Origin of the sequence: Streptomyces sp. NBC_00083, from assembly GCF_026343295.1 — a bacterium.
GTDB lineage: Bacteria > Actinomycetota > Actinomycetes > Streptomycetales > Streptomycetaceae > Streptomyces.
This window is the reverse complement of the sequence record NZ_JAPELY010000002.1, coordinates 11,934-37,807: the sequence shown is the minus strand read 5'-3', so window position 1 is coordinate 37,807 and position 25,874 is coordinate 11,934. Positions and strand designations below refer to the sequence as shown.

Annotated in this window: 24 protein-coding genes; 12 read left to right on the top strand and 12 right to left on the bottom strand. The window is 72.6% G+C overall.

The window, feature by feature from the left end:
- Window positions 1-34: 34 nt before the first annotated feature.
- Entirely contained in the window at window positions 35-1,516 is a 1,482-nt protein-coding gene (locus tag OOJ98_RS16595; RefSeq protein ID WP_267055689.1) for a helix-turn-helix transcriptional regulator, read from the bottom strand.
- Between the two features lie 343 nt (window positions 1,517-1,859).
- Between OOJ98_RS16595 and OOJ98_RS16590 the strand changes: the two genes are divergently transcribed.
- Window positions 1,860-2,600 carry a DUF4232 domain-containing protein gene (locus tag OOJ98_RS16590; RefSeq protein WP_267055688.1) on the top strand — a complete coding sequence of 247 codons (741 nt, stop codon included), beginning with the start codon at window positions 1,860-1,862 and terminating at the stop codon, window positions 2,598-2,600.
- A 32-nt stretch (window positions 2,601-2,632) separates the two neighbouring features.
- Here the strand turns inward: OOJ98_RS16590 and OOJ98_RS16585 are convergent, their stop codons facing one another.
- The gene (locus OOJ98_RS16585) at window positions 2,633-4,105 is read right to left on the bottom strand and encodes an MFS transporter (protein WP_267055687.1); all 1,473 of its coding nucleotides are present in this window, start codon (window positions 4,103-4,105) and stop codon (window positions 2,633-2,635) included.
- A gap of 118 nt (window positions 4,106-4,223) precedes the next feature.
- On the opposite strand from OOJ98_RS16585, the gene OOJ98_RS16580 reads away from it, so the two are divergent.
- A complete protein-coding gene (locus tag OOJ98_RS16580) occupies window positions 4,224-4,871 on the top strand; it encodes a helix-turn-helix domain-containing protein (RefSeq protein WP_267055686.1) in 648 nt (215 codons plus the stop codon).
- A gap of 67 nt (window positions 4,872-4,938) precedes the next feature.
- On the opposite strand, the gene OOJ98_RS16575 is transcribed toward OOJ98_RS16580, so the two are convergent.
- On the bottom strand, window positions 4,939-6,138 hold the full coding sequence (locus tag OOJ98_RS16575; protein WP_267055685.1) for a PLP-dependent aminotransferase family protein: 1,200 nt from the start codon (window positions 6,136-6,138) through the stop codon (window positions 4,939-4,941).
- 134 nt (window positions 6,139-6,272) lie between these two features.
- On the bottom strand, window positions 6,273-6,677 hold the full coding sequence (locus OOJ98_RS16570; RefSeq protein WP_267055684.1) for an ATP-binding protein: 405 nt from the start codon (window positions 6,675-6,677) through the stop codon (window positions 6,273-6,275).
- 155 nt (window positions 6,678-6,832) lie between these two features.
- Between OOJ98_RS16570 and OOJ98_RS16565 the strand changes: the two genes are divergently transcribed.
- On the top strand, window positions 6,833-7,618 hold the full coding sequence (locus OOJ98_RS16565; protein ID WP_267055683.1) for a helix-turn-helix transcriptional regulator: 786 nt from the start codon (window positions 6,833-6,835) through the stop codon (window positions 7,616-7,618).
- Entirely contained in the window at window positions 7,615-7,848 is a 234-nt protein-coding gene (locus tag OOJ98_RS16560) for a DUF397 domain-containing protein (RefSeq protein ID WP_267055682.1), read from the top strand. Before OOJ98_RS16565 ends, OOJ98_RS16560 begins: the two co-directional genes overlap by 4 nt.
- A gap of 10 nt (window positions 7,849-7,858) precedes the next feature.
- Here the strand turns inward: OOJ98_RS16560 and OOJ98_RS16555 are convergent, their stop codons facing one another.
- Together OOJ98_RS16555 and OOJ98_RS16550 are read right to left on the bottom strand one after the other, a co-directional pair.
- Entirely contained in the window at window positions 7,859-8,563 is a 705-nt protein-coding gene (locus tag OOJ98_RS16555) for a DUF4232 domain-containing protein (RefSeq protein WP_267055681.1), read from the bottom strand.
- A 194-nt stretch (window positions 8,564-8,757) separates the two neighbouring features.
- A complete protein-coding gene (locus OOJ98_RS16550; RefSeq protein WP_267055680.1) occupies window positions 8,758-9,474 on the bottom strand; it encodes an SDR family oxidoreductase in 717 nt (238 codons plus the stop codon).
- Window positions 9,475-9,545: 71 nt separating this feature from the next.
- On the opposite strand from OOJ98_RS16550, the gene OOJ98_RS16545 reads away from it, so the two are divergent.
- From OOJ98_RS16545 to OOJ98_RS16525, 5 genes are all read left to right on the top strand, one after another.
- Window positions 9,546-10,361 (top strand): helix-turn-helix transcriptional regulator, encoded by an 816-nt coding sequence (locus OOJ98_RS16545; RefSeq protein WP_267055679.1) that lies wholly within the window; start codon window positions 9,546-9,548, stop codon window positions 10,359-10,361.
- A gap of 62 nt (window positions 10,362-10,423) precedes the next feature.
- The gene (locus OOJ98_RS16540; protein WP_267055678.1) at window positions 10,424-11,185 is read left to right on the top strand and encodes a DUF4253 domain-containing protein; all 762 of its coding nucleotides are present in this window, start codon (window positions 10,424-10,426) and stop codon (window positions 11,183-11,185) included.
- A gap of 346 nt (window positions 11,186-11,531) precedes the next feature.
- A complete protein-coding gene (locus OOJ98_RS16535; RefSeq protein WP_267055677.1) occupies window positions 11,532-13,055 on the top strand; it encodes a 2-isopropylmalate synthase in 1,524 nt (507 codons plus the stop codon).
- Entirely contained in the window at window positions 13,052-13,750 is a 699-nt protein-coding gene (locus OOJ98_RS16530) for a Sua5/YciO/YrdC/YwlC family protein (protein WP_267055676.1), read from the top strand. The genes OOJ98_RS16535 and OOJ98_RS16530 overlap by 4 nt, the downstream gene beginning before the upstream one ends.
- Before the next feature lie 216 nt (window positions 13,751-13,966).
- Window positions 13,967-14,200 (top strand): hypothetical protein, encoded by a 234-nt coding sequence (locus OOJ98_RS16525; RefSeq protein ID WP_267055675.1) that lies wholly within the window; start codon window positions 13,967-13,969, stop codon window positions 14,198-14,200.
- A gap of 124 nt (window positions 14,201-14,324) precedes the next feature.
- Here OOJ98_RS16525 and hemB read toward each other — a convergent pair whose 3' ends face one another.
- From hemB to OOJ98_RS16495, 6 genes are all read right to left on the bottom strand, one after another.
- Window positions 14,325-15,314, bottom strand: coding sequence for a porphobilinogen synthase (gene hemB, locus OOJ98_RS16520; RefSeq protein ID WP_267055674.1), 990 nt, complete (start codon window positions 15,312-15,314; stop codon window positions 14,325-14,327).
- Between the two features lie 462 nt (window positions 15,315-15,776).
- Entirely contained in the window at window positions 15,777-17,423 is a 1,647-nt protein-coding gene (locus tag OOJ98_RS16515; RefSeq protein ID WP_267055673.1) for a bifunctional uroporphyrinogen-III C-methyltransferase/uroporphyrinogen-III synthase, read from the bottom strand.
- Window positions 17,420-18,379, bottom strand: a complete 960-nt coding sequence (gene hemC / locus OOJ98_RS16510; RefSeq protein WP_267055672.1) for a hydroxymethylbilane synthase — start codon at window positions 18,377-18,379, stop codon at window positions 17,420-17,422. Before hemC ends, OOJ98_RS16515 begins: the two co-directional genes overlap by 4 nt.
- Entirely contained in the window at window positions 18,376-19,977 is a 1,602-nt protein-coding gene (locus tag OOJ98_RS16505; protein ID WP_267055671.1) for a glutamyl-tRNA reductase, read from the bottom strand. Before OOJ98_RS16505 ends, hemC begins: the two co-directional genes overlap by 4 nt.
- The gene (locus OOJ98_RS16500; protein WP_267055670.1) at window positions 19,974-20,753 is read right to left on the bottom strand and encodes a redox-sensing transcriptional repressor Rex; all 780 of its coding nucleotides are present in this window, start codon (window positions 20,751-20,753) and stop codon (window positions 19,974-19,976) included. The genes OOJ98_RS16505 and OOJ98_RS16500 overlap by 4 nt, the downstream gene beginning before the upstream one ends.
- 403 nt (window positions 20,754-21,156) lie before the next feature.
- On the bottom strand, window positions 21,157-21,441 hold the full coding sequence (locus OOJ98_RS16495) for a glutaredoxin family protein (RefSeq protein WP_267055669.1): 285 nt from the start codon (window positions 21,439-21,441) through the stop codon (window positions 21,157-21,159).
- 120 nt (window positions 21,442-21,561) lie between these two features.
- On the opposite strand from OOJ98_RS16495, the gene OOJ98_RS16490 reads away from it, so the two are divergent.
- The 3 genes from OOJ98_RS16490 to OOJ98_RS16480 all read left to right on the top strand — a co-directional run bounded on the left by OOJ98_RS16490 (window position 21,562) and on the right by OOJ98_RS16480 (window position 25,741).
- A complete protein-coding gene (locus OOJ98_RS16490; RefSeq protein ID WP_267055668.1) occupies window positions 21,562-22,533 on the top strand; it encodes an HAD family phosphatase in 972 nt (323 codons plus the stop codon).
- Window positions 22,534-23,503: 970 nt separating this feature from the next.
- A complete protein-coding gene (locus tag OOJ98_RS16485) occupies window positions 23,504-24,292 on the top strand; it encodes an ECF subfamily RNA polymerase sigma factor, BldN family (RefSeq protein WP_053724590.1) in 789 nt (262 codons plus the stop codon).
- Window positions 24,293-24,565: 273 nt separating this feature from the next.
- Complete coding sequence (locus OOJ98_RS16480) at window positions 24,566-25,741, top strand: DUF5667 domain-containing protein (RefSeq protein WP_267055667.1); 1,176 nt, start codon at window positions 24,566-24,568, stop codon at window positions 25,739-25,741.
- The last annotated feature ends 133 nt before the right edge of the window (window positions 25,742-25,874 follow it).

The window sequence follows — 25,874 nt, the reverse complement described above, 5'->3', positions numbered from 1 at the left end:
CCGGGTCAACTCCCGCGTGGGAGAAGCCGGTTGCTCATGGGGCATCCAGCTTCTCCCACGCGTTGTCGAACGGGTTGTAGTCGTACGCCGGCCGGCCCTTGACCGCGCTGGTGTGGAACGGCTTGCCACCGTCGTTCACGGTGACCTTCCCGGAGCGTTCGCCGCTGCTCCAGCCGACCTCCAGATACCAGCTGACGTCGTGGTCCTCGGTGTGCACGTCCAGGTCGTAGACCTCGGGGTCGTGCGCGGACACCTTGAAGGGGAAGTCCTTGGCCGGCACAACGTTGTCACCCTGGTGACCGGCGACGGGCTTGGTGACCGGCTGCGGCGCGTCCAGGTCGAGGTCGAAGGTCTGCGGGACGACACCGCCGCCGCACCCCTGCCCCATCGAGTAGGCCGTCCAGGCCAGCGGCGCCTCGCGCCCCACCACGCGCACGCTGATCCCGGTGATGACCACCGCGTCTTCGCTCTTGCCCGTGGCGGTGAGCTCCAGTTTGAGACCCCCGCCGTCGACCCCGCCGAGCGCCCGCGCCCAGGACCGCCGGTCCTGCTCGCTGGGCGGGGGCGGGGGCACCGCGGTGGGCTTCTGGTCGAGCAGGTAGTACTTGCCGCACGGCGTGTCCCAGTCGTACGAGCTGATGCCCACGCTGATGGGCGTGCCGGTCGCGCCCCCCTTCGGTGCGGGCTTCGTGTGCGACACGGCGGCCGAGGCCGACGGGCCGGCCGAGGACGATGCCGAAGCGCTGGGCGTCGGGCTCGCTGAGGCGCCGGGCGTGTGCGGGGGCGCGCTCTTCACGGCCGCGCGGCTCTGCTTGGCGTCGGCGACCGCGCCGCTGGGTTTGTCGTCGGGCCCCGACAGGGCGGCGACGGCCACGGCGGGCACGGCGAGCGCCACGACGGCCGCCCCGATGAGCGCGAGCCGCGTCCGCTTCCCGCCGAACCGGCCCGTCGCCGACGGCGTACCGGCGGCCTCGGAGGCGACGACGTCGGGCAGTTCGTCACGGGGGCCGGGCTCGGGGTCCGGGTCCGGGCCGGCCGCGGAGCCGGGTACGGGCCCGGGGGCGGAGTCGAACGCGGAGCCGAACGCGGGGGCGGGGCCGGACCCGCGGGCGGAGCCGGACCCGCCGACCCGGCCGGACTCGGCGGCGTCGGCGTGGGCATCGGCGTCGGCGGCCCGGCCGGTCTCGGCCGGAGCGGCAGCCGGCTCCGCGGCCGGCGCGGGGGCAGCGGCAGGGGCGGCCCCCGCCGGGTTCGTGCCGCGCGCGCGGCGGCGCGCCTCGTCCGCCAGGATCCAGCGCCGGTGCAGTTCGACGGACTCCTCGGGGCTCGCCCCGCACAGCCGGGCGAGCCGCTCGACGGGCGCGTACTCGTTGGGGACCGCGTCCCCGTTGCAGTACCGGTGGAGCGTGGACGTACTCATGTGCAGGCGGCCCGCGAGCACCCCGTAGCTGCGCCCCGAGCGTTCCTTCAACTCGCGCAGCAACGCCGCGAACTGCTCCGACTCCGTTGTCGCCATGCCCCGGTTCCCTCCCCATCCATCCCAGGAACGCATTCCAGGGACAGGTTGTTTCCCCAGGTCAAAGGGTGTTCCAGCGTTCCAGCTTCCCCCATTGTCCCTTGCTCGTTGCCGGACCGTCGGACCGGCCCGCAAGGTAGGTGCAGCAAGCAGCCGAACAGCTCGCTCCGGGGAGCAACCCATGCGATTCCGCATCCGGTTCAACGTGGCGGACGCCATGGCCGTGGTCGTCCTGGCCGTGTCCATCGCCACCCTCATCACGCTGATCCACCACTACCGCCGCTGACGCGTTCACGACGACGTCGGGCCGGCATCACCTACTCACACGGGGAGCACCCTCACCATGCGCACCACCTTCCGCATCGCCGCCGCCGCGACCTCCACGCTCGTCGCCGCCCTCGCCCTGACCGCCTGCGGCGGAGACGGATCGGACGGCTCGACCTCGGCCGAGAAGCCGGCGGCTTCGACCCCCGTCGACACCCCGGCCACCCCCGGCCAGACGCCCGCGGGCGACAGCAAGGGCTCGGGTACGGGTACGGGGTCCGGCAAGAGCGCGGGCTCGTCCTCCGGCGGGCACACCGGCTCCGGTTCCGGCAGCGGCTCCGCCGCCAACCCGGGCGGAAAGTCCGCGAAGAAGCCCTCCGGGGGCGGCTCGTCCGACGCGTCCTGCACGGGCGCCACCGTGAAGCTGACCGCGACCCCGGTGACCCGGCCGATCAACCACGTACTCCTGACGGTCACCAACACCGGCTCGACCCGGTGCAACGCCTACTACGCGCCGTCGGTGGCCTTCTTCGGCGACCAGCAGTCGCCGGTCGCCGTGGACAAGGACACGATCCCGCAGGCAGTGGTCTCCCTCTCCCCCGGCGCCTCGGCGTACGCGATGGTCCGCACCCAGGGCGAGGACGACGGGAGCAAGCCGCGGAACTCCACCCGCGTCTCGGTGTACTTCCAGGGCAAGGACGACAACGGTTCCACGGGCTCCGCCGCGCACGCCTCGCTCACCAAGAGCATCGCCGTCGTGGAGAGCCAGGCCATGGTCACGTACTGGCAGTCGGACCTGTCGACGATCGACTCCTGGTAGTCCACGGCGCTCGCGCCGGTACGCGAGCGTCCTCAACTGCCCTGCGCCGGGCGCCGGGTGAGAACACGCCCCGTGGCCGCGACGGCCAGCGCGAGAAGGACCAGGACGGCCGCCACCGCGAACGTCACCCGCATCCCGGTGGCCACGGCTCCCGAGCCCGCCGTGGTGACGTCGTCCGTGGCGGAGGCCGCGGCGAACACCGCGCCCATCACCGACGTCCCGGTGATGAGGCCGAGGTTGCGCGACAGATGGAGCATGCCGGAGGTGACGCCCCGCCGGTCCGGTGCGACATCGGCCAGGACGGCGGTGTTGTTGGCCGTCTGGAACAGCGCGTAGCCGCCGGTGACGACCACTAGCGGGACGACGTACCCGAGGACCCCGAACGCCGTCGGCGTCAGGGACAGGAGCACACAGCCGACCGCCGAAGCGGCGAGCCCGGCGACCGTCGTGCGGTGCGCGCCGAACCGGTCCACGACCCGGCCCGCCGGCACCCCGGACAGCGCGGCGACGAGCGGTCCCGCGGACAGGGCGAGCCCCACCAGGGCGTCCTGGAGGCCGAGTCCACGGGAGAGGTAGAACGGCCCGACCACCAGGGTCGCCATGATCACCGTGGAGACGAGCGCGCTCATCGCGAGGCCGGCGCTCAGCGCCGGATCGCGGAACATGGCCGGCCGGACCAGCGGCGCCACCGCCCGCGCCTCGGCCCGTACGAAGGCGACGGCCCCCGCCCCCGCGACCACGAGCAGCACCACGCCGAGCGCCCCGATCCGGCCGTGCCCCAGCGTCATGGCCAGCGCGTACGCGGTGAGCGTGAGGGCGAGCAGCACCGTGCCGACGCGGTCGAACGCGGTCCTGGGCGCACCCGGCCACGCCCGGTCGGCGGGCACATGGCGATGCACCAGCAGCAGGCTCACGAGGCCGAGCGGCACGCCGACGAGGAAGACCGCACGCCAGCCGAACCCGGAGATCAGCAGGCCGCCGAGCGACGGCCCGAGCGCGGTGCCGGTCGCGGACATCGTGCCCAGCAGCCCCATCGCCCGCCCGGTCCGCTCCTTGGGCACGGTCTCGCCGACGAAGGCGAGGGTGAGGGCCATCAGCACCGCGGCGCCCAGTCCCTGCGCGGCCCGCGCCGCGATGAGCACCCCCAGGGTGGGCGCGGCACCGCACAGCAGGGAGGCCGCCGTGAACAGCAGGATCCCCGCGAGGAGCAGCCGTCGCCGGCCAAGCAGATCACCGAGCCGGCCGGCGCCAACGATGAGGGCGGTGACGGCGAGCAGATAGGCGAGGACGACCCACTGCACCTGCTGGAACGAGGCGTCGAAGGCGCGGGCCAGGCCCGGCAGGGCGACATTGGCGCTGCTGGTGCCGAGCGAGGACAGCAGCGCGGAGAGCGAGAGCCCGGCCAGCGCCCAGCGGACCGGCCCCGGCCCGCGCGCCGGTGCCGGGAGGGCGCGCCCGGTGGCCGCCGCCGCATCTGGTCTCTGTCGCTCGCTGGACGTCACCATGAACCCCGTTCTCGGACCGGAGCCCGCCGACGGGACCCCTGCCGAGGAAGGTGCGCCCGTGGAGCCGGAACGGCAACATCTGTTGCCGGTTCCGGGACGGCCGGGGTGGAATGCCCCCATGGCGCGCACGAAGAACCCCGAACCCGACGAGCTCGACGAACCCGTGGCCCCGCTGCCCGACGCACCGGCCCGCTCCCCCCATCAGGCGGTTCTGGACGAGGTCGGCCCCCGGCTCCGGCGGCTGCGCGCGAAGCGCGGCCTGAGCCTGGCCTCGCTCGCCACGACGACCGGGATCTCCAAGAGCACCCTGTCCCGCCTGGAGTCGGGGCAGCGCCGCCCGAGCCTCGAACTCCTGCTGCCCCTGGCGAGCGCGTACGGGGTACCGCTCGACGACCTGGTCGGCGCGCCCGAGGTCGGCGACCCCCGGGTGCGCCTCACCCCGCGCCCGCTGCAGAACGGCGGCACGTTCGTCCCGCTGACCAGGACGCCGGGTCCCCTCCAGGCGTACAAGCTCCTCATCCCGCACCGGGGCACCGAGCCCGACCTGCGCTCGCACGAGGGGTACGAGTGGCTGTACGTCCTCGACGGCAGGCTGCGGCTCGTCCTCGGCGAGCACGACCTGGTCCTGGGTCCGGGCGAGGTCGCCGAGTGGGACACGAAGGTGCCGCACTGGTTCAGCAGCGCGGACGCCCGCCCGGTGGAGGTGCTGAGCCTGTTCGGCAGACAGGGCGAGCGGATGCACGTGAGGGCGAAGCCGAAGGGGTAGGCGGCGAGAGCCGAGGCCGCAGCCGCGAGGCCACCAACTTCCCTGACAGCGCGGGGAGTTGACCAATCTATCCCCTGAGGGCTCGACCGAGCCGGGTCAGTCCCTCGCGGATCTCGTCGGGTGCCGAGGTGACGAAGCAGAGCCGCAGCGAGGCGGCGTCCGGGGTGCCGGCGAAGAAGGGGGCACCCGGAACATAGGCCACATCGTGCTCAACCACCTTGGGGAGCAGAGCAGTTGCGTCGTGGCCGTCCGGCAGCCTGACCCACAGGAACATGCCGCCCTCGGGCCGGTTCCAGGTGGAGCCGGAGGGCAGCGCGTCGGCGAGGCCGGCGAGCATGGCGTCCCGGCGCTCGCCGTAGGCGGCCCGCACCACGGCGAGGTGGGCGTCGAGATCGCGGTCCGCGAGGTAGCGGGCGGCGGCGAGCTGGTTCACGGTCGGGGTGTGCAGGTCGGAGGCCTGCTTGGCTATGACGCAGGCGCGCAGCAGAGCATGGGGAGCGCGCAGCCAGCCGATGCGCAGTCCCGGCGCCATGATCTTGGAGTAGCTGCTGAGCAGCACGGTGCGGTCGGCGGCGTCCTCGTACGAGGAGATCCACGGCACGTGCTCGCCCTCGTAGCGCAGCTCGCCGTACGGGTCGTCCTCCACGATCCACAGCCCGCGCCGCACGGCGACATCGGCGACGGCCCGGCGCCGCTCGGCGGTCATGGTGCGGCCGGTGGGGTTCTGGAAGGTGGGCACGGAGTAGAACAGCTTCGGCCGCTCGCGGGCCACGAGCGCGTCGAAGGCGGCCGGGTCGGGGCCCTCGTCGTCGCAGGGCACGGCGATGACGCGCGCCCCGGCGAAGCCGAAGACCTGCAACGCGGCCAGGTAGCAGGGGTCTTCGACGAGGACGACGTCGCCGGGTTCGAGCAGGGCGGCGGCGAGCAGGGTGAGCCCCTGCTGCGATCCGGTGGTGATGAGGAGGTCGTCGGCGTCCGTGGCGAGCCCGCGCTTGGTGACCCGGTCGGCGGTGGCGGCACGCAGCGCCGGGCTGCCCTCGGTCGTGGAGTACTGGAGCGCGGCGGCGCTCTGCTCGTCGAGCACCGCCCGGAACGCGGCGGCCATGCCCGCCCCGTCGAACAGCTCGGGCGCGGGGAGGCCGCCGGCGAAGGAGATCACCTCGGGCCGGGCGGTGAGCGCCAGGATCTCCCGTACGGGGGAGGCACCGACGGACGCGGCACGCGCGGCGAGCGGGGGCACGGCGGCGGCCGAAGAGGCGGCGGTCATGGGCGGGCTCCTGTCGGTTGCTCGGACGTCCTACTACCCGGCACCCTACGCAGCGGCCCGTCGTCGACATCCGGCCATCCCAGCATCCGGGCACCCGTCTCAACCCGCGGCTCGGGACCCCCGGCCCAGCACCCTCAACTCGGCCCCGGGCACACGAACTCGCACCACACGGCCTTGCCGGGGTCCCGCTCCCCCACCCCCCACTTGTCGGCCATGGCCTCGACCAGCAGAAGCCCGCGCCCGCCCTCGTCCCCCGCGCCCCGCACACCCGCGATCCCGGGCACCCCGCCCCCGCTGTCCTGCACCTCGACCCGCAGCACGGCCCCGTCGCACAACCCCATCCGCAGCAGAAACCCCCGCCCGGGTGGAACCCCGTGCAGCAGCGCGTTGGTGACGAGCTCGCTGACACAGAGCAGCACGTCGTCGCGCCGGTGCGCGAACCCCCAGTCGGCGACGGCCCCCTCGGCGAACTCCCTTGCCGCAGGCACGGATTGGCGCCGCCGGGCGTAGAAGCGTTCGCGGATTTCGTTCTCGGTCATGAGGGGAGGGTTGCGGAGGAGGCGGGGTGGGTTGCAGTGCGCCGACCCGTACAACATTTCTGTACGGCTCGGAAATGCGTAACGTACGTGTACGTATGGGGAGTTGAGCGAACATGCGACGCCCAAGGAAGCGGTCCCGTAAGAACACGTCGGCGATGAAGCTGGTCGGCGCCCTCGTGGCGAACTTCCGGGAAGCCGCCGGCATGACCCAGAAGGAACTGGCCCATCGTGCGCTCCTTCACCTGGAGATGATTGCCTCGATCGAACAGGGCCGTCGCCTCCTCAAACCCGACCTGGCCCGCTCCCTGGACGGCATCCTCGACACCAAGGGCGCCCTGGAGACGGCGGTGGCCAACATGCCGGAGATCGATCTGATTCCGGCGTGGGCGGAGGAGTACATGGATCTGGAGCGGGAGGCCATCGCGCTGTCCTGGTTCGAGAACCAGGTACTGCCGGGCCTGCTCCAGACGGAGAACTACGCGCAGGCGGTCTTCCTGAGCAAGGTGCCCGCGATGAGCGAGGACGAGATCATCGCGCAGACCGCGAAGCGGTTGGAGCGGCAGGAGATACTGCACCAGAAGGAGCCGCCGACGATCAGCTTCGTCATCTCCGAAGCGATCCTGCGAGACCGCCTGGGCAGCGACCAGGTGTACGTCGAGACGCTTCGACACCTGCGTTCGTGCGCTTCCCTGCCAGGCCTGACCCTTCAGGTGATGCCGCTGGGACGGCATACGCACGCAGCCCTCGCGGGGCCCTTCATCCTCGTGGAAACCCCGGATCACCACCAGCTCGCCTACACCGAAACTCAGCGGGGCAGCCAGCTCATCTCCGACCCCGATGAGGTCAGTATCCTCGCCCAGAAATATGCGATGCTGCGAACGCAGGCTCTCAACTCCGAGCAGACAAGGGGCCTGTTGGACCGGCTACTAGGAGAGCAATGAGCATCGCACTTGCGTGGTTCAAGTCCAGCTACAGCAGCGACGAGGGCGGCGCCTGCGTCGAAATGGCCTGCGACTGGCAGAAGTCGAGCTACAGCGGAAGTGACGGCGGCGAGTGCGTCGAGGTGGCGACCCACCCCTCGGCGATCCACGTCCGGGACTCCAAGAACCCCGAGGGTCCGACCCTCACCCTGAACCCCACCACCTGGCAGGGCTTCCTCACCGCGCTCTGAGGCCGACGCGTCAGTTCGTGTTGTGCGTGGGGTAGACCTGGACGTCGCCGTAGGAGCCCTTGACGCTGCCCGCACCGGAGGGCCAGTTCAGCGTGATGGTGTGAGTCTCGTTCGGGGGCGTCACCAGGATGTTGGTCGGGTGGGAGAGGCTCTTGCCGCTGGAGTCGATGGTGTACGCGATGTCGAAGACGGCGGCGTCGCCCGGCTTCAGGGTGGTGATGCGGGGCTGGGCCTGGCCGCGCGGTATGGGGTTCGAGGTGTGGTCGGCGTCCTTGATGTCGACGCCGGCGAATCCGGTCGCGGAGCAGGTGGTGGAACCCCGGTTGATCATCGTGATGTTGACGCGGCCGGACGTCTTGTCGGGCGCGGCGTTCTGGGCGTCGATGGCGAGGTCCGCCGTCTTGCAGAACTTGGTCTTGCCGTCGCCCTGGCCGGTGCCGTTCACGGCGCCGTTGGCGGAGCCCTTGGCGCCGCCCGACTTGCCGCTGCCGGAGGTCGAACCTCCGCCGCCGGAGCTCTTCGCGCCGCCGTTGGACGAGGCGGAGGAGCCGGAGGAGTCCGAGGAGCCGGGGTCGGCGGTGACGGGGGCGGGCGCTGCGGCGGAGGGCGAACCGGCGGCCTGGCCGTTGGAGGAGTCGTCGCCGTTGCAGGCGGTGAGCGAGAACGTGGCGGCGACACCGAGGGCGGCGATGGCGGCGATGCGGGTGAGCTTCATGGTGTTCCCCCAGGAGAGGCGTTCGTTCGTTCGGTCAGAACTATTTGTAACTCGCAGCGAGTTACGAGCGGTCTCCCACTAGGTCTTCGTTCTGTCACAGGGGACCCACATGAACGCCCTGCGGGCACGCCGCCGTTACTCCCGCCGGGACCCCCAACTCTCCTCCTGTACACCACAGTTGGGGCTAATGGCACTCACCACGGCACGGACGTTCCGTCCCACGAGAAGAAGCCGCCGGTGGGGCCGTCGTCCGGCAGGAGGGCGAGGCGTACGGCGCCGAGGGCGGCCTCGGCCGGGTCGCCGCCGGTTTGCGCGGCGCGGGGGTTGAGGTCGGTGGCGCGCAGGCCGGGGGCGAGCGCGTTGACCTTGAAACCGTCCCCGGCCAGCGTCTGGGCGTACAGGACGGTGAGGGCGTTGAGCGCGGCCTTGGAGGACCGGTAGGCGGCGGCGCCCCCGCTTCCCGGGGTGAACTGGGGGTTGGGGCCGGTGCTCCAGGTCAGCGAAGCCGTGCCGCTGGAGACGTTGACGATGCGGGGGTGCGGGGAGCGGCGCAGGGCGGGCAGGAAGGCGTTGGTCACCGCGACCACCCCGAACACGTTGGTCTCGTACGTACGCCGGAACTCGTCGGTGGCCGTTTCGGCCGGTGGGGTGAGGGAGGGCGAGATGCCGGCGTTGTTGACCAGCACGTCCAGGCGGTCCAGCCGCGCCGCCGCCTGGGCGATGGTCTGGGGATCGGTGACGTCGAGGACGAGCGGACGGGCACCGGTGCCGATCTCCTCGGCGGCGCGCTGCCCGCGCCCGGGGTCGCGGGAGCCCACGTACACGGTGAGGCCCTCGGCGGCGAGGAGCCGGGCGATATGCTTCCCGATGCCCTTGTTGGCGCCGGTGACCAGAGCGATGCGTTGGTTCATGCCCCCAGGTTTCCCTGGTCGCGGGAGGCGTGCCAGGGACAACCTGTACCAGGCGGGTGGCGGGAGGCGACATGCCGCGACAGGAGCTGGCCCACTTCCTGCGGGCGCGCCGGGCGGAGCTGCGTCCGGACGGCACGGGCCTGACGGCGACGGGCGGCGTCCGCCGCACGCCGGGGCTGCGCCGCGAGGAGGTCGCGGAGCTGGCCCACATGTCGGTCGACTACTACACCCGGCTTGAGCAGGCCCGGGGGCCGCGGCCGTCGGCCCGGATCCTGGACGCGCTGGCCCGCGCGCTGCGGCTCACGCGGGCGGAACGCAGCCATCTGTTCCGCCTGGCGGGCACGGGCGAGCCGCCGGGCACCAGCGCGGTGCGGCGGGTGCGTCCGCACGTGGCCCGCATGCTGGAGCGGCTGCCGGAGACGGGTGCGGTGGTCACGGACGCGGCCTACGACGTGGTGGCCTGCAACCCCCTGGCGCGGGCGCTGCTCTGCGCCGACCCCGGCGAGGGGCCCACGAACCTGGCCCGGCGGCGGTTCCTCGCCCGGGGGCGGGTGTACGAGAGCTCCGGCTCCGAGGAGTTCGGGCACATCGCGGTGGCGAGGCTGCGCCGGGCGGCGGACCGCTATCCGCAGGACGCGCGACTGGCGGCGCTGCTAGCCGAACTGCACGCGGGCAGCGAGGAGTTCCGGCAGATCTGGGAGACCCGCCCGGTCCACGCGCCGGGGCACCGCACCAAGACCCTGGAGCACCCGCAGGCGGGGGCGCTCCGCCTGAACTGCGACGTGCTGCTCGTACCGGAGGACGACCAGGAGGTCGTCCTCCTGACAGCAGACCCCGGATCCCGCGCGGCACGGGGGCTGCGGGGGCTGGCGGGGCGGGGGGGCTGAGTCGGGACGGGCGGGGCGAGGCGCCGAACCGCGTTGTCAGTGGCGGGACTTACATTCGGGACATGGCGATGCTTGCGAATCCTCTTCCGCGGTTGACGGACGACCCAGCCGGTGCGGCGCTGGGGCTGGTGCTGCCGTCGGGCGGTCTGGTCGGCCCGGCGGACGAGCCCTGGTGCTGGTGCGCGGACGAGCCGGCCGGGCCCCGGGACTGGGCACGGCTGGCCCCGGCGCGCAGGACGGCTGGGCTGCATCCCGTACTGCTGGGCGGGGTGAGGGACTTGGGGCAGTGGGACTTGGCGCCGGGCGAGGTGTCGTATCCGGGGGACCACGACGCGGAGGACGTCCTGGCGGAGTTCTGGGAGGCGTACGCGGAGGTCGAGCTGGGGTACGGGGGCGAGGAGTGGCCGGGTCTGGCGGAGGCGCCGGATTCCGGGGCGGACCCCGACCGGGTGGCGGCGGAGGTCGCCGGGGCGGCGACGGGCGCGGGCCCGCTGCGGGGCGCCCGCATGGCCCTGGTCCCGGCGCGGCGCAGCGCGGACATCCCGGCGGCGCTCGGCTGGCGGGGCGCGCTGAGCCACGAGAACGACGTGGCGCGGCTGTGCGCGGTGCTGCGGTCGTGGGAGGACCGGTTCGGGATCCGGGTCGTGGGGCTGACGTACGACCAGCTCCTGGTGTCGGTGGCGGCCCCGCCGGAGGACCGGGAGGAGGCGCTGGTGCTGGCGGCGGAACACTTCGCGTTCTGTCCGGACGCGATAGCGACGACCCTCCAGGAGCACGCGGAGTCCCTGGTGGGGGCGCGGAGTTGGACCTTCCGGTGGGACTGACCGCTCCCTGAGCGGACCCCCGCGCGCCTGGGTGAGGTTCGGGGAATGTGGCCCCGGGTGCCTGGCGGATTGCTTACGGTGACGGTGGCTGTGGCTGTGATCGACGGCTGTACGGCGGTGTGACCGGTGACGGTGGCGGTGGCGGTGGCGGTGGCCGACGGCTGGTCCCGGTGTCGGTCCCGGTGCCGGTGCCGGTGCCGGTGTCGGTCGCGGTCCCTGTGCCGGTGTCGGTCGCGGTCCCGGTGTCGATGACAGTGACGTGGCGATCCGGCGGACAGGGCCCGGCCGGGACACCGGCGCCGGGCCGGTGCCCGGACCCACCGGGGCAAAAGGGTGGAGGGGCGTAGTGGTCGTGGACGTGGTGCGGGAGTCAGCCGGAGCGGGCCGGATCGTGCTGTGGGAGGAGTCTGCGCGGGACGGCGCGCAGGCCAAGACGTTGATGACGCCCGGCTTCCGGGTGGAACTGGCGCGCGAGATGGGCCGGATGTTCGGCGCGGACGGGCCCCGGCACGTGGTGTTCGCCGCCGGGTTCCCCGCGGTGTGCGGGGAGGAGTTCGAGGCCGTACGCCGCGTCGCTGCCGAGGCCGAGGGTGCGGTGAGCGTCGCGGCGGTCTGTCGGGGGGCGCGGCGGGACCTGGAGCAGGCGGTGGCGTCCGTACGGGGCAGCCGGCATGCGCGGGTCATGGTCGTGGTGCCCGCGTCGGAGGCGATGGCGCAGGTCATGGTGCACCGCACCGCGCGGGAGGCCCTGCAGGCCGGGGTCGATCTGGTGAAACACGCCCGCGACCTGGACGACGGGGTCGCGGTGGACATCTGCCTGGCCGACGCGTCCCGAGCGGACCACGCACTGATGGCGCACTACGCACAGGCGATGACCGACGCCGGGGCGGGGGTGATCGTGCTGGCGGACACGGTGGGCGCCCAACTCCCGTTCGCCTGTGGGGAGATGTTCCGCCGGGTGCGGGCGGGGTGTGGCGCGGGCGGCGGTGCCGAGGCGGGGCTTGTTGCGGGCGGCGGTGCAGGGGCGGGGCGGGCTGCGGGCGGCGACGCCGAGGTGGGGCTTGCCGGGGGCGGCGACGCTGAGGTGGGGTTCGCCGCGGGAGGCGAGGGACCGGCGGGGCGGGCAGGCGGCGGCACGGGCCGCGGCACACCGGCGGGACGGGCTGCGGGCGGCATCGAGGTGGTACTGGCGTCGCACCTGCACAACGACCTCGGCCTGGGCCTGGCCAACACACTGGAGGCCCTGGCCGCCGGCGTACGCGTGGTGTCCTCGTCCTGGCTGGGCATCGCCGAACGCGCCGGGATGGTCGCCACGGAACAGCTGCTGTTTCTGCTGGCGCGGCATGGAGACGAGCTGCTGGGAGGCGGGGGCGTACAGCCGGGGGTGGGCGGTGCGCCGACGCGGGACGGCCGGGGACCGGCCACCGGGCCGGAGGCCGGTCTGTGGTGGACCGAGCCCGACCTGACACGGCTGCCGGGCATCGCGCGCAGAGTGGCCGAGGAGACCGGCGTCCCGCTCACCGTGACCACGCCGATCGTGGGGGCCGGGGTGGGGTCCATCTCCACCGGCACCCCCTTCGTCCACCCCACGCTCTTCCAGCCGTTCGACCCCGAGGAGGTGCTGGGAATCGAGCCGCGGGTGGTCCTCACCCACCTGGCCAGCGCCCGCGTCGTCACCGCCGTCGCCGGTCGCCTGGGCCACACGCTCGACGCCGGGCAGAACCGGGCGGCGATGGCGTGGGTCAAGGAACGCGCCTACCGGACGGGGCGGGCCGTGGTCGAGGACACCGCGTTCGCCGACTACCTGGCAGGCCTCAAGGCCTCGATCAACCGCACCGACCCCAACTCCTCTACTGGAGGGCTCCGTTGAACAGCGACACCGCCCCCACCCTGCCCCGCACGCCGGTGGACCTGGCCGGTGCCCGGCGGGCCGTACGCGAGGGCGGGGCGGTGGTGCTGCCGAATCCGGCGCCGCTGACCCACGTGGTCACAGCGACGCGACCCGAGGCCGTGAACGAGTCCAAGGGCCGACCGGCCGGCCAGCCGGTGGCCCTGTGGGCCCACGCCCCGGAAACCCTCCGCACGGTGACCGCGTGCACCCCGCTCGACACCACCGGCGCCGCGCTGGCCGCACGCCTCCTGGCCGAGGAACACCTCACCCTGCTGCTGCCGCTCAGCACGGACGCCCGCCCGCCCGCCTGGCTCGCACCCGCCACCAAGGACGGCTGGGTCCTGCTCTTCGGCGCGCGCTGGCACCCGCTCGTACCGCTCCTGGACGACCACCCGGTCCTGTACGTGAGCAGCGCCAACCGCACCGGCCACCGCCCCGCGGCGACCCCGGTGGAGGCCATGACGATGTTCCCCGAGGAGATGCCGGTCCTCCACCTCCCGCGCGTTGAAACCGAGTTGCGCCCCTCCGACGCCCGCCGAGCCACGACCACACTGACCCTGCACCCCGACGGCCGTCCGACCCTCCACCGCCAAGGCGCCCAGGACGCACCCTTCCCGACCCCGGACGCCTACCTCGACGACCTGCGCGTCCGGTACGGGGCATCGACGGCCTGACGGAGGGGGTGGCACGATGAGCAGGCTCGCGAAAGGAGGTCGTCCCATGCCCGACGAGGCGGTCACTCAAGCGGAAGCAGCCATCCCCGACCCCGGGAACGGGACCAAGGCGACCGGCAGCAGGGCCTCGGGTTCGCGTAGATGCCCGCGGTTCCATCCGGCGGTCTTCAGGACGCTCGCCCCTGCCCACCTCACGCGACACGTGTGAGCTGACCCGTGGCAGCCCTTGTCTACTTCGCGAAGGTGGCCGAGCGGCCCGGGTCGGTGCGGTACGCGTTCGGTGACGCTCCGGGGCACATGACACGCCACCTCAGCGTCGACACCGCAACCCGGCACTCGATGCCGGAGGATGGGCGGGCCGACTACACGTACCTCAAGGCCTCCCGCAAGATCAACTCCCTCTATGCGGAGCGAAAGCAGTGGCCCGAGCGCGGCATGAGCGTCAGCTGATCGGTGGAGGGCGGCTTCGTGGCTGGCCGCCCCCCTTCTCCGGCATCGCCCCGCCTGCCTCATGTGCGGGCAGGCGGGGCGGGAGGGTCTGGCGGGGCCGGGGTGGCCCGGGTGGGGGCCGGGGTCAGAGGCCTCGGGCTACCTCGGTGGCCCAGTACGTGAGGATCATGTTCGCGCCGGCGCGCTTGATGCCGGTCAGGGTTTCCAGGATCGCTCGGTCCCGGTCGATCCAGCCCCTTTCCGCCGCCGCCTCGACCATCGCGTACTCGCCGCTGATCTGGTACGCCGCGACCGGCACGTCCACCGACTCGGCGACCTTGGCCAGGATGTCGAGGTACGGGCCGGCCGGCTTCACCATTACCATGTCCGCACCCTCGGCCAGGTCCAGCGCCAACTCCCGCATGGATTCACGGGTGTTGGCCGGGTCCTGCTGGTACGTCTTGCGGTCGCCGCGCAGGGAGGAGCCGACGGCCTCGCGGAACGGGCCGTAGAACGCGGAGGAGTACTTCGCCGTGTACGCCAGGATCGACACGTCCTCGTGGTCGGTCTGGTCCAACGCGTCCCGGATGACGCCGACTTGGCCGTCCATCATGCCGGAGGGGCCCACGACGTGGACGCCGGCGTCGGCCTGGACCTGGGCCATCTCCGCGTAGCGCTCCAGGGTGGCGTCGTTGTCGACCCGGCCCTGCTCGTCGAGGACGCCGCAGTGGCCGTGGTCGGTGTACTCGTCCAGGCACAGGTCGGACATGATGACCAGGTCGTCGCCGACCTCTTCGCGTACGGCGCGGATGGCGACCTGGAGGATGCCGTCGGGGTCGGTGCCCGCCGTGCCGGCCGCGTCCTTCTTCTCGTCCTCCGGCACGCCGAAGAGCATGATCCCGGCGACGCCCGCGCCGACCGCCTCGACGGCGGCCTTCCGCAGGGTGTCCAGGGTGTGCTGGGCGACGCCCGGCATCGCCTGGATCGGGACGGGTTCGGTGATCCCTTCCCGTACGAAGGCGGGGAGGATGAGGTCGGCGGCGTGCAGCTGGGTCTCCGCGACCATGCGGCGCATGGCGGGGGTGGTGCGCAGCCGACGGGGCCGGGCCCCGGGGAAGGATCCGTACTCAGTCATGCCGTACACGCTACGCCGCCGCGGAGGGGGCTCTCCCCCACCCCGCCCTTGCCTGCGGCCGTGCTCGCGTCTTGCGCAGTTCCGGTTGCGGCCGCCTCAGCCCGTCCGGCGTTTGAGGACGAGCGCCTTTCGGGCGCGAACGGGGTCTGGGGCGGAGCCCCAGGGCGCTTGGACCTCAGCCCCCCTTCCCACCCCCGGAGGGTTTAGGGAAGGGGCGGGGTGGGGCATCCCGGGGCCTGGGGCGGAGCCCCAGCAACCCCGGCCGGCTTTCGTCTGCAGACCGTGCTGGGGCACCCGCGCAGTTCCCCGCGCCCCTAAAGACGTAGGGCACCCAGCACCGAGCGGATCACCCGCGGCGCGGCCACCCTCAGCCCGGAGTTGAGGCTGGCCCGGGGTTGGAGCCGGCCCCGGGTTGGAGCGCCCCGGGTTGGGGCCGGCCCGGCGTTACCTCGTGCGGCGGCGCTAAGTCGTGCGGCGGCGCCTCGCGCCGGGGCGGCGTTCGCTGGGGCGGGTGACGTGCTCGCCCGCCGAGACCGCCGCGTCACGCCGGGCCGCACCGAAGTCCGCCAGCGCCTGCGCCAGCTTGTGGACGGACGGCTCCGGAGCCATGACGTCCACCCGCAGCCCGTGCTCCTCCGCCGTCTTCGCCGTCGCGGGACCGATGCACGCGATGACCGTGACGTTGTGCGGCTTGCCCGCGATGCCCACCAGGTTGCGCACCGTCGAGGACGAGGTGAAGAGCACCGCGTCGAAACCGCCGCCCTTGATCGCCTCACGGGTGTCGGCCGGCGGCGGCGAGGCCCGCACGGTCCGGTAGGCCGTGACGTCGTCGACCTCCCAGCCGAGCTCGATCAGGCCCGCCACCAGCGTTTCCGTGGCGATGTCGGCGCGCGGCAGGAAGACGCGGTCGATGGGGTCGAAGACCGGGTCGTAGGGCGGCCAGTCCTCCAGGAGGCCGGCCGCGGACTGCTCGCCGCTCGGCACGAGGTCCGGCTTGACGCCGAACTCGACCAGCGAGGCCGCCGTCTGCTCGCCCACCGCGGCGACCTTGATCCCCGCGAACGCGCGCGCGTCGAGCCCGTACTCCTCGAACTTCTCGCGCACCGCCTTCACCGCGTTGACGCTGGTGAACGCGATCCACTCGTACCGTCCGGTCACCAGACCCTTGACCGCGCGCTCCATCTGCTGGGGCGTGCGCGGCGGTTCGACGGCGATCGTCGGCACCTCGTGCGGCACGGCCCCGTACGACCTGAGCTGGTCGGAGAGCGAGGCGGACTGCTCCTTCGTACGCGGTACGAGCACCCGCCAGCCGAACAGCGGCTTGGACTCGAACCACGAGAGCTGATCACGCTGAGCAGGCGCGCTGCGCTCGCCGACCACGGCTATGACCGCCTGGTGCCCGTCCGGCGAGGGCAGCACCTTCGCCTGCTTGAGCACCTGGGCGACCGAGCCGAGCGTCGCGGACCAGGTCCGCTGACGGGTCGTGGTGCCCGCGATCGTCACGGTCATCGGGGTGTCGGGCTTACGGCCCGCCGACACCAGCTCGCCGGCCGCGGCGGCGACGGTCTCCAGGGTGGTGGAGACGACCACCGTCCCGTCGCTCGCGCCGACCTCGGTCCAGCACCGCTCGGACGCGGTACGGGCGTCGACGAAACGGACGTCCGCACCGCTCGCACCGCTCAGCGGGACACCGGCGTACGCCGGCACGCCGACCGCCGACGCGACACCCGGCACCACCTCGAAGGGGATGCCCGCGGAGGCGCAGGCCAGCATCTCGCCGGTGGCGTCGCCGTCGAGACCCGGGTCGCCGGAGACCGCACGGACGACCCGCCTGCCGGAGCGCGCGGCCTCCATGACAAGATTGGCGGCGTCCCGCAACACAGGGATCCCGGCGCTTGTTGACGCCTCGTCAATAACCGTCAGCTGAGGTGTGTCCACACCTGCCCGCGCATGCGCGCGAACAACGTCGAGCACAGCGGGCTCGGCGATCAGGACGTCCGCCGACGCCAGCGCCTCGACGGCGCGCAGCGTGAGCAGTCCGGGGTCACCGGGACCGGCACCGAGGAAGGTGACGTTTCCGGCTGCGGTGGGGTGGGTCGTGGGGCTCAAAGTGCTCGCTCCCCCATAAGACCGGCCGCACCCTTGGCGAGCATCTCGTCCGCGAGTTCGCGTCCGAGGGCCATCGCTTCGTCGTGCGACGTGGGTACGGGACCGGTGATGGACAGCTGCACCAGCGAGGAACCGTCGGTGGTACCGACAACTCCGCGCAGGCGCATCTCATGAACAGCCTGCCCGTCGGCCAGAAGGTCGGCCAGCGCACCCACAGGTGCGCTGCAGCCGGCCTCCAGGGCGGCGAGCAGGGATCGCTCGGCGGTCACGGCGGCCCGCGTGTACGGGTCGTCGAGCTCGGCGAGCGCGGCGGCGAGGTCGGCGTCGGCCGCCGCGCACTCGATCGCCAGTGCCCCCTGGCCGGGGGCGGGCAAAACGGTGTCGACCGAGAGGAACTCGGTCACGACGTCGCTGCGTCCGATGCGGTTGAGCCCCGCGGCGGCCAGGACCACCGCGTCGAGCTCGCCCTTGGTGACGTAGCCGACCCGGGTGTCGATGTTGCCGCGGATCGGCACCGTCTCGATCGTCATCCCGTGGCTGCGGGCGTACGCGTTGAGCTGCGCCATGCGCCGCGGCGAGCCGGTGCCCACGCGGGCGCCGTCCGGGAGTTCGGCGAAGGTCAGCCCGTCGCGGGCGACGAGCACGTCGCGCGGGTCCTCGCGGTGCGGGATCGCGGCGAGCGTGAGGTCGGGGTGCTCGGCGGTCGGCAGGTCCTTCAGGGAGTGCACCGCGAAGTCGACCTCGCCGCGCAGCAGCGCGTCGCGCAGCGCCACGACGAACACGCCGGTGCCGCCGATCTGCGCGAGGTGCTCACGGGAGGTGTCCCCGTACGTGGTGATCTCCACCAGCTCGACCTGACGGCCGGTCAACTGCCGTACGGCGTCGGCCACATGGCCGGACTGGGCCATGGCGAGCTTGCTGCGCCTGGTCCCGAGTCTCAGTGCTTTCTCGGTCATGACCGCCCTCGGTTCTTGACATCGGCGTCGTTCAGATCGGCCCGGGAGACGGCGGCCACCGTGTCCGGGTCGAGGTCGAAGAGAGTACGCAGCGCGTCCGCGTATCCGGCGCCACCCGGTTCCGCGGCGAGCTGCTTGATCCGCACGGTCGGTGCGTGCAGAAGCTTGTCGACGACGCGGCGCACGGTCTGGGTGACCTCGGAGCGCTGCTTGTCGTCGAGTCCGGGAAGCCGGCCTTCGAGGCGAGCGACCTCGCCGGCCACCACTTCGGCGGCCATGGCGCGCAGCGCGACGACGGTGGGCGTGATGTGCGCGGCCCGCTGGGCGGCGCCGAACGCGGCGACCTCGTCGGAGACGATGGAGCGCACCTGGTCCACATCGGCGGCCATCGGGGCGTCCGCGGACGCCTCGGCGAGCGACTCGATGTCGACGAGGCGCACCCCGGGCACCCGGTGGGCCGCGGCGTCGATGTCGCGCGGCATGGCGAGGTCGAGCAGCGCCAGCCTCACGGGCCCGGCCGGTACGGGGATGTCCCTGCGCTCCCGCGTGATCCTGCGCTCGGTGTTCTCGGCCCAACTCCCGTGCAGTTCGAGGGAGTCGGTGTCGCCACCCGGGGTCGCGGCGGCCGCCCCGTCGGCCCTGAGCGCCCCGTCGACCACCCCGAACCCGGCCATCGCGGCACCCGCGGCCGCCGTGCCGGGGAAGTCCACGGGACACCCCATGGCCGCGGCGCTCCCCGCGGGCGGGGCCTGCACCGGCTCGGTGAGGCTCTCGCCGACCGCGTGGGCGACGGCCTCGCCGGTCAGCACGAGGCCGGTGGCCCCGGTACAGGAGACCGCGATGTCGACTCGTGTCAGTTCCCGTGCGACATCGGCCATCGCGACGGCCCGCGCGGCCGTGCCCGACTCGCCGAGGATCTCGACGAGCCGCTCGGCGCGGGCATGGGTGCGGTTGGCGACGACGACCTCGTCGATGCCGGTCCTGGCGAGCGTCGCCGCGGCGAGCGAGGACATGGAGCCGGCGCCGATGACCAGCGCCCGCTTGCCCTTGGCCCACTGCTCGACGGGCGCGCCCGAGGCGAGCTGTTCGAGGCCGAAGGTGACCAGCGACTGCCCGGCGCGGTCGATGCCGGTCTCGCTGTGGGCCCGCTTGCCGACCCGCAGCGCCTGCTGGAACAGGTCGTTCAACAGCCGCCCGGCGGTGTGCAGTTCCTGTCCGAGCGCGAGGGTGTCCTTGATCTGGCCGAGGATCTGGCCCTCGCCGACGACCATCGAGTCCAGGCCGCAGGCCACCGAGAAGAGGTGGTGGACGGCCCGGTCCTCGTAGTGCACGTACAGATAAGGAGTGAGCTCTTCGAGGCCGACGCCGCTGTGCTGGGCGAGCAGCGTGGAGAGCTCGGCGACACCCGCGTGGAACTTGTCCACGTCCGCGTACAGCTCGATGCGGTTGCAGGTGGCGAGCACGGCCGCCTCGGCGGCGGGCTCGGCGGCGAGGGTGTCGTGGAGCAGCTTGCTCTGCGCGTCCGCGGAGAGGGAGGCCCGCTCCAGGACGCTGACGGGGGCGCTGCGGTGGCTGAGGCCGACGACCAGGAGGCTCATGCCGGCATCACGGCGGGCAGGTCCCCGTCCGGTCCCTTCCGGCCATTGCCGGTGGCGCGCACCGGCGGCACGACGGCGGCGGCCGCGGCGCTCGCCTCGGCGACGGCGGCTTCCTCGCCGGCCTTGCGCTGCTCGTGGAAGGCGAGGATCTGGAGCTCGATGGAGAGGTCGACCTTGCGCACGTCGACGCCCTCGGGCACCGACAGGACGGTCGGCGCGAAGTTCAGGATGGAGGTCACACCGGCCGCGACGAGACGCTCGCAGACCTGCTGGGCGGCGCCCGCGGGGGTCGCGATGACCCCGATCGAGACGCCGTTCTCGCTGATGATCTTCTCCAGGTCGTCGGTGTGCTGCACCGGCATCCCGGCCACCGGCTTCCCGGCCATCGCGGGGTCGGCGTCTATCAGGGCCGCGACGCGGAATCCGCGCGACGCGAAGCCGCCGTAGTTGGCGAGGGCCGCGCCGAGGTTACCGATACCGACGATCACAACCGGCCAGTCCTGGGTCAGACCCAGTTCCCGGGAGATCTGGTAGACGAGATACTCGACGTCGTACCCGACACCGCGGGTGCCGTACGAGCCGAGGTACGAGAAGTCCTTGCGCAGCTTCGCGGAGTTGACCCCCGCGGCGGCCGCGAGTTCCTCGGAGGAGACCGTCGGCACGGAGCGCTCGGAGAGTCCGGTGAGCGCTCGCAGATACAGCGGAAGCCTGGCGACGGTGGCCTCGGGGATTCCTCGGCTTCGGGTCGCCGGTCGGTGAGTTCGGCCAGTTGCCACGGTGCTCCTGCGGGATGAGCGGGGCTGCAGGCGGCCACATGTCCCAAGGCCGCCCCGTCGAGTGCAGGCTATGTCTTTGTGAACGCGTGCACAAAGATGGTGTCCGCTTTGTCCGAGCAAAGTGACCGGGCTCACGCAAGAAGGCGCGGGAATCGCGGAACCGCAGCGGGGGTCGGTCCGTTCAGGACCCGAAGGGGGCAAAGCCGCACACTCTCCTCACAGCGATACCCCCGAACCACAGCAAAACGACCCTGATGGTAACCGCAACCATCGCGATACCCCTCATTTGGCTGTTCAGCGGACCGCTGCCCGCGGCCGACCCACGGGCCCCGGCGGGACCGCGCGGTACTTCGGCGGGACCGCCCGCCCGCCGCGGCGGGACCGCGCCGGACCGCGCGGGAGCTCAGCCGGCCAGCGCGCCCCTGAGGCGGGCGGGGTCCACGCGCCAGAAGGTGTGCTGCTCGCCGTCGACCAGGACCACCGGGATCTGCTCCCAGTACTCCTTGTGCAGCGCCTCGTCCTGCGTGATGTCCTTCTTCTCCCAGGTCGCGCCCGTCTCGGCGCACACGGCCTCGATCACCTCCTGGGCGTCGTCGCACAGATGACAGCCGGGTTTCCCGATCAGCGTGACCACCCGGTCCGCGGGGTTCCCGCCCGGCTTCCTCGTACGTCGCAGCAAGGGACTCATACCGTCCATTGTCCAGCCCCCGCCGCCCGGCCCGGCGATTTACGCGACGGCCCCGCAGTGTTCACGCCATCGCACCCCGGCGCGTCCGGCACTCACAAACGGACTGGCTATGCTCACGGCATGGCCGCACTGGGATGGCTCACCCCTCGTAGGCGCTCGGCGACAGCACGCAGCGTGCTGGCCGGCGAGGCCGCAGCCGAGGCAGCCCGCAAGTCGTCGCAGGAACTGGCGGAGCTGGCCGAACTGGCAGCACGGGCGAGCGAGCAGGCCGGCTCCGACGAGGCGTCCGCGCCCCCGGAGCCCGAGTTTCCCGTCGTCGGTGACGACCTCGCCGCCGCCTTCTTCGACCTCGACAACACCGTGATGCAGGGCGCCGCTCTCTTCCACTTCGGGCGGGGCCTCTACAAACGCCAGTTCTTCCAGCGCCGCGAACTCGCCCGCTTCGCCTGGCAGCAGGCCTGGTTCCGGCTGGCCGGGGTCGAGGACCCCGAGCACATGCAGGACGCCCGCGACAGCGCGCTCTCCATCGTCAAGGGCCACCGCGTCTCCGAGCTGATGTCGATCGGCGAGGAGATCTACGACGAGTACATGGCCGACCGCATCTGGCCCGGCACCCGGGCCCTCGCCCAGGCGCACCTCGACGCCGGGCAGAAGGTGTGGCTGGTGACGGCGGCACCGGTCGAGACGGCCACGATCATCGCGCGACGGCTCGGGCTGACCGGGGCGCTCGGCACGGTCGCCGAATCCGTCGACGGCGTCTATACGGGACGCCTGGTGGGCGAGCCGCTGCACGGCCCCGCGAAGGCGGAGGCGGTACGCGCGCTCGCCGCGGCGGAGGGTCTGGACCTGTCCCGGTGCGCCGCGTACAGCGACTCGCACAACGACATCCCGATGCTGTCGCTGGTCGGCCACCCCTATGCCATCAACCCGGACGCGAAGCTGCGGAAGCACGCGCGGGAGCGGGAGTGGCGGCTGCGGGACTACCGCACGGGACGCAAGGCGGCGAAGGTCGGCATCCCGGCGGCGGCCGGGGTCGGCGCGCTCGCCGGTGGCACGGCGGCGGCGGTGGCGCTGCATCGGCGACGCCGGTGACCTCGCGGGGGCGGTGACCTCCGGGGGGGGGCGGTGACCTTGCGACGCCGCTGACCTCGCGGGGCGCTGACCTCGCGACGCCGCTAACCTCGCGGGGGCGGCTCCGCCGAGGCTGACCCCGGCCCTCGCCCCTCCCGGCCACGCCCGGAACCCGGGGCTCGGCACCCCAGACCCCGCTCGCGCCTGCGGCCCCGGCCCCCGGGGCGGACCGGCCGGGACCGGTAAACCCCGCCTTCGCCTGCAGGTCGTGCGTGGCTGGTCGCGCAGTTCCCCGCGCCCCTAGGTGGGTTGCCCTTGGCAGGGTGGCCGGCCCCGGCAACCCGTCTCCCCTCGGCAGGAGCCCAGCCTCGGCCTCTTCAGCCGGTCCGGCGTTTGAGGACGAGCGCCTTTCGGGCGCGAACGGGGTCTGGGGCGGAGCCCCAGGGGTTTGGACCTCAGCCCGTTCCATAACCCCCGGAGGGTTTCGGGAAGGGGCGGGGTGGGGCATCCCGGGGCCTGGGGCGGAGCCCCAGCAGCCCCGCTTTCGTCTGCGGACCGTGCTGGGGCACCCGCGCAGTTCCCCGCGCCCCTAGAGACGTAGGGCACCCGGCGTCGCAGCCCGCCACCCACCCCCGGGCCGAAGTGGTCGCGACTGTCCGTTACCGGAGGGCGAAGGCGGTGGAATATTCGAATCCGGGGGTTTCGGCCCACCCCCCATGGCCCGCCTGCCCCGTTGCCCGCACCCGGCCACAACAGATCCCCGCCACGGACAGATCCGAAAGCAACCCGATCAACTTCCGGTCACCATGCGTGCCCTGAATAGACGCATAGACGTAACAGAAGCGACGGAATCGACGATTTGAGCAACTGGGTGTAGCGCTCCCTGCACGAAGCGTTATTCTCCTCAGACGCAATCCGGAACCCGCACATCGCCACGATGGGTGAACAGTTCCGCACTGCACGTGATGGAAGCTCTGCCTCTGGGAGTCCCGTGTACCCACACGTCGGGGTTGACGCCTCGGGCCTGGCTACGCTGCGCGGGGCGGTCGTCGACCGCCTGCGCGTCTTCGTCCCCACCGCGTACGCCGGCGCCCCTGCCTTCGCCACCGCAACACCTGTCGGGCCCTGCTATGCCCTGGCCGACGGTGGTGCCGCGGTCGGTAGACGGAGCGGCGGCCGCAGCACGGGCACGTCCGCGACGCCCACCGCCCGCCGGCCCACCGCCGACAGCGACAGCGCCCGCATGATGGATCTCGTCGAGCGCGCACAGGCCGGCGAGGCCGACGCCTTCGGGCGCCTCTACGACCAGTACAGCGACACGGTCTACCGCTATATCTACTACCGCGTCGGCGGCAAGGCGACGGCCGAGGACCTCACCAGCGAGACGTTCCTGCGCGCCCTGCGCCGGATCTCCACCTTCACCTGGCAGGGCCGCGACTTCGGCGCCTGGCTGGTCACGATCGCGCGCAACCTGGTCGCCGACCACTTCAAATCGAGCCGGTTCCGGCTCGAAGTGACCACCGGCGAAATGCTCGACGCCAACGAGGTCGAGCGCTCCCCCGAGGACTCCGTCCTGGAGTCCCTCTCCAACGCCGCACTGCTCGAAGCCGTGCGCAAACTCAATCCCCAGCAGCAGGAGTGCGTCACCCTGCGCTTCCTGCAGGGCCTCTCGGTCGCCGAGACCGCCCGTGTCATGGGCAAGAACGAGGGCGCGATCAAGACCCTCCAGTACCGGGCCGTCCGTACGCTGGCCCGGCTCCTGCCGGACGACGCACGCTGATCGCCCGGCCCCGTCCGGTCACCACCCGCCGACCCGCCTCCGGCGGGTCCAACTCACCGTCCGTGAGCACCCGATGACGCTGTGGTCCGATCATCTTTCGTCTCATCTTTCGTCCGTAACCCAAGTGCCGCGTCCGTCGTTGTGCGGGATGCAGGCTCCCTGTGGTCGCGCCCTGTCCAGCTCCGCTCACTCGATCGTGTGGATGTGCTCAAGGCGTGCAACCTTCCAGGCCCCTTGGGGAGTCGACCGTGATGATGAGAGGAGGTGCCGCCAGTGATCGCGAACGTATCGGCGCACCGGCGGGCGAACGCCTTCGCCCAGGCCCTGGAAGAAGCCTCGGCGGCCGACCAGGAGACACCCGAGACCGGCCCGGCCGAACAGGCCGAGACCGGCAGGCTGTTGACCCTGGCGGGTGGGCTCGGCGAACTGCCGAAACCGGAGATGGACCCGCAGGTCAAGGTCGAGCAGCGGGCGCTGCTCATGGCCGAGATGGAGCGCATGTTCGCCGGCGGCGGTGCCGCCGACCCTCAGGTGCCCGAGCAGCGGACCGGCCGCGGCGCCCACCGGGCGACGTCGCTCCGGAAATTGCGACCCCGCTCCCGCTGGTCCAAGGGCATTGCGGCGGGCGGACTCAGCATCGGCGTGGCCGCGGGAGCCTTCAGCGGCGTGGCCGCTGCCAGTTCCGACGCCCTGCCCGGTGATTCCCTGTACGGGCTGAAACGCGGCATGGAGGACCTCAAGCTCGGCATGGCCGACGACGACGCCAGCCGGGGTGAGCTCTACCTCGACCAGGCCTCGACGCGGCTCTCCGAGGCGAGACGCCTGATGGAGAGAGGCCGCTCCGGCGACCTCGACCACGAGCAGCTCGGCGAGGTCCGGCGCGCCCTCAGCGGCATGGAGCACGACGCCTCCGAGGGCCACCGCCTGCTCCACCAGGCGTACGCGAAGGACGGCTCGCTCGGCGCCATCGCCGCGCTCAACTCCTTCTCCCAGGCGCACCGCGAAAGCTGGAGCAAGCTGCGGGGCAAGCTGCCCGCACAGCTGACCGACGTCGGCGACAAGGTGAACTCGGTCTTCACCGCCATAGACCAAGAGGTCGGGCCGCTGCAGTCGCTGCTGCCCAAGACGTCGTCCAAGACCCACACCCGGCAGGACGGCTCGCACCCCGGCACCCCGGGCACGAGCCACCCGTCCGCGCCGTCCTCGTCCTCGTCCTCCCGGCACGGCGCCCCCGCCACCAGCGGAAAGCCGCAGCAGCCCTCCACTTCGCCCTCCGACGAGGGCCTCCTGGGCGGCAACACGGGCGGCCTCTTCGAGCCGGGCACCGGAAGCGGTACGCCGGCCCCGTCGGGCAAGGTGGCCAAGCCCCCGGTCCCGGACGTCACCCTGCCCCCGCTCCTGCCGGGCCTGCTGCCGGGCCTCGGCATCGACGCGGACAAGGCGGAGTAGCCGGAGCGCCAGACGCGTACCTGCGTGAAGACGTGAAGGAGGGAGGGGCCGGACAACCCGGCCCCTCCCTTCACGTACGCCTAGGACGCACTCGGCGCGCCCAGTGAGGAACGGGCCGCCGAGGAACGGGCAT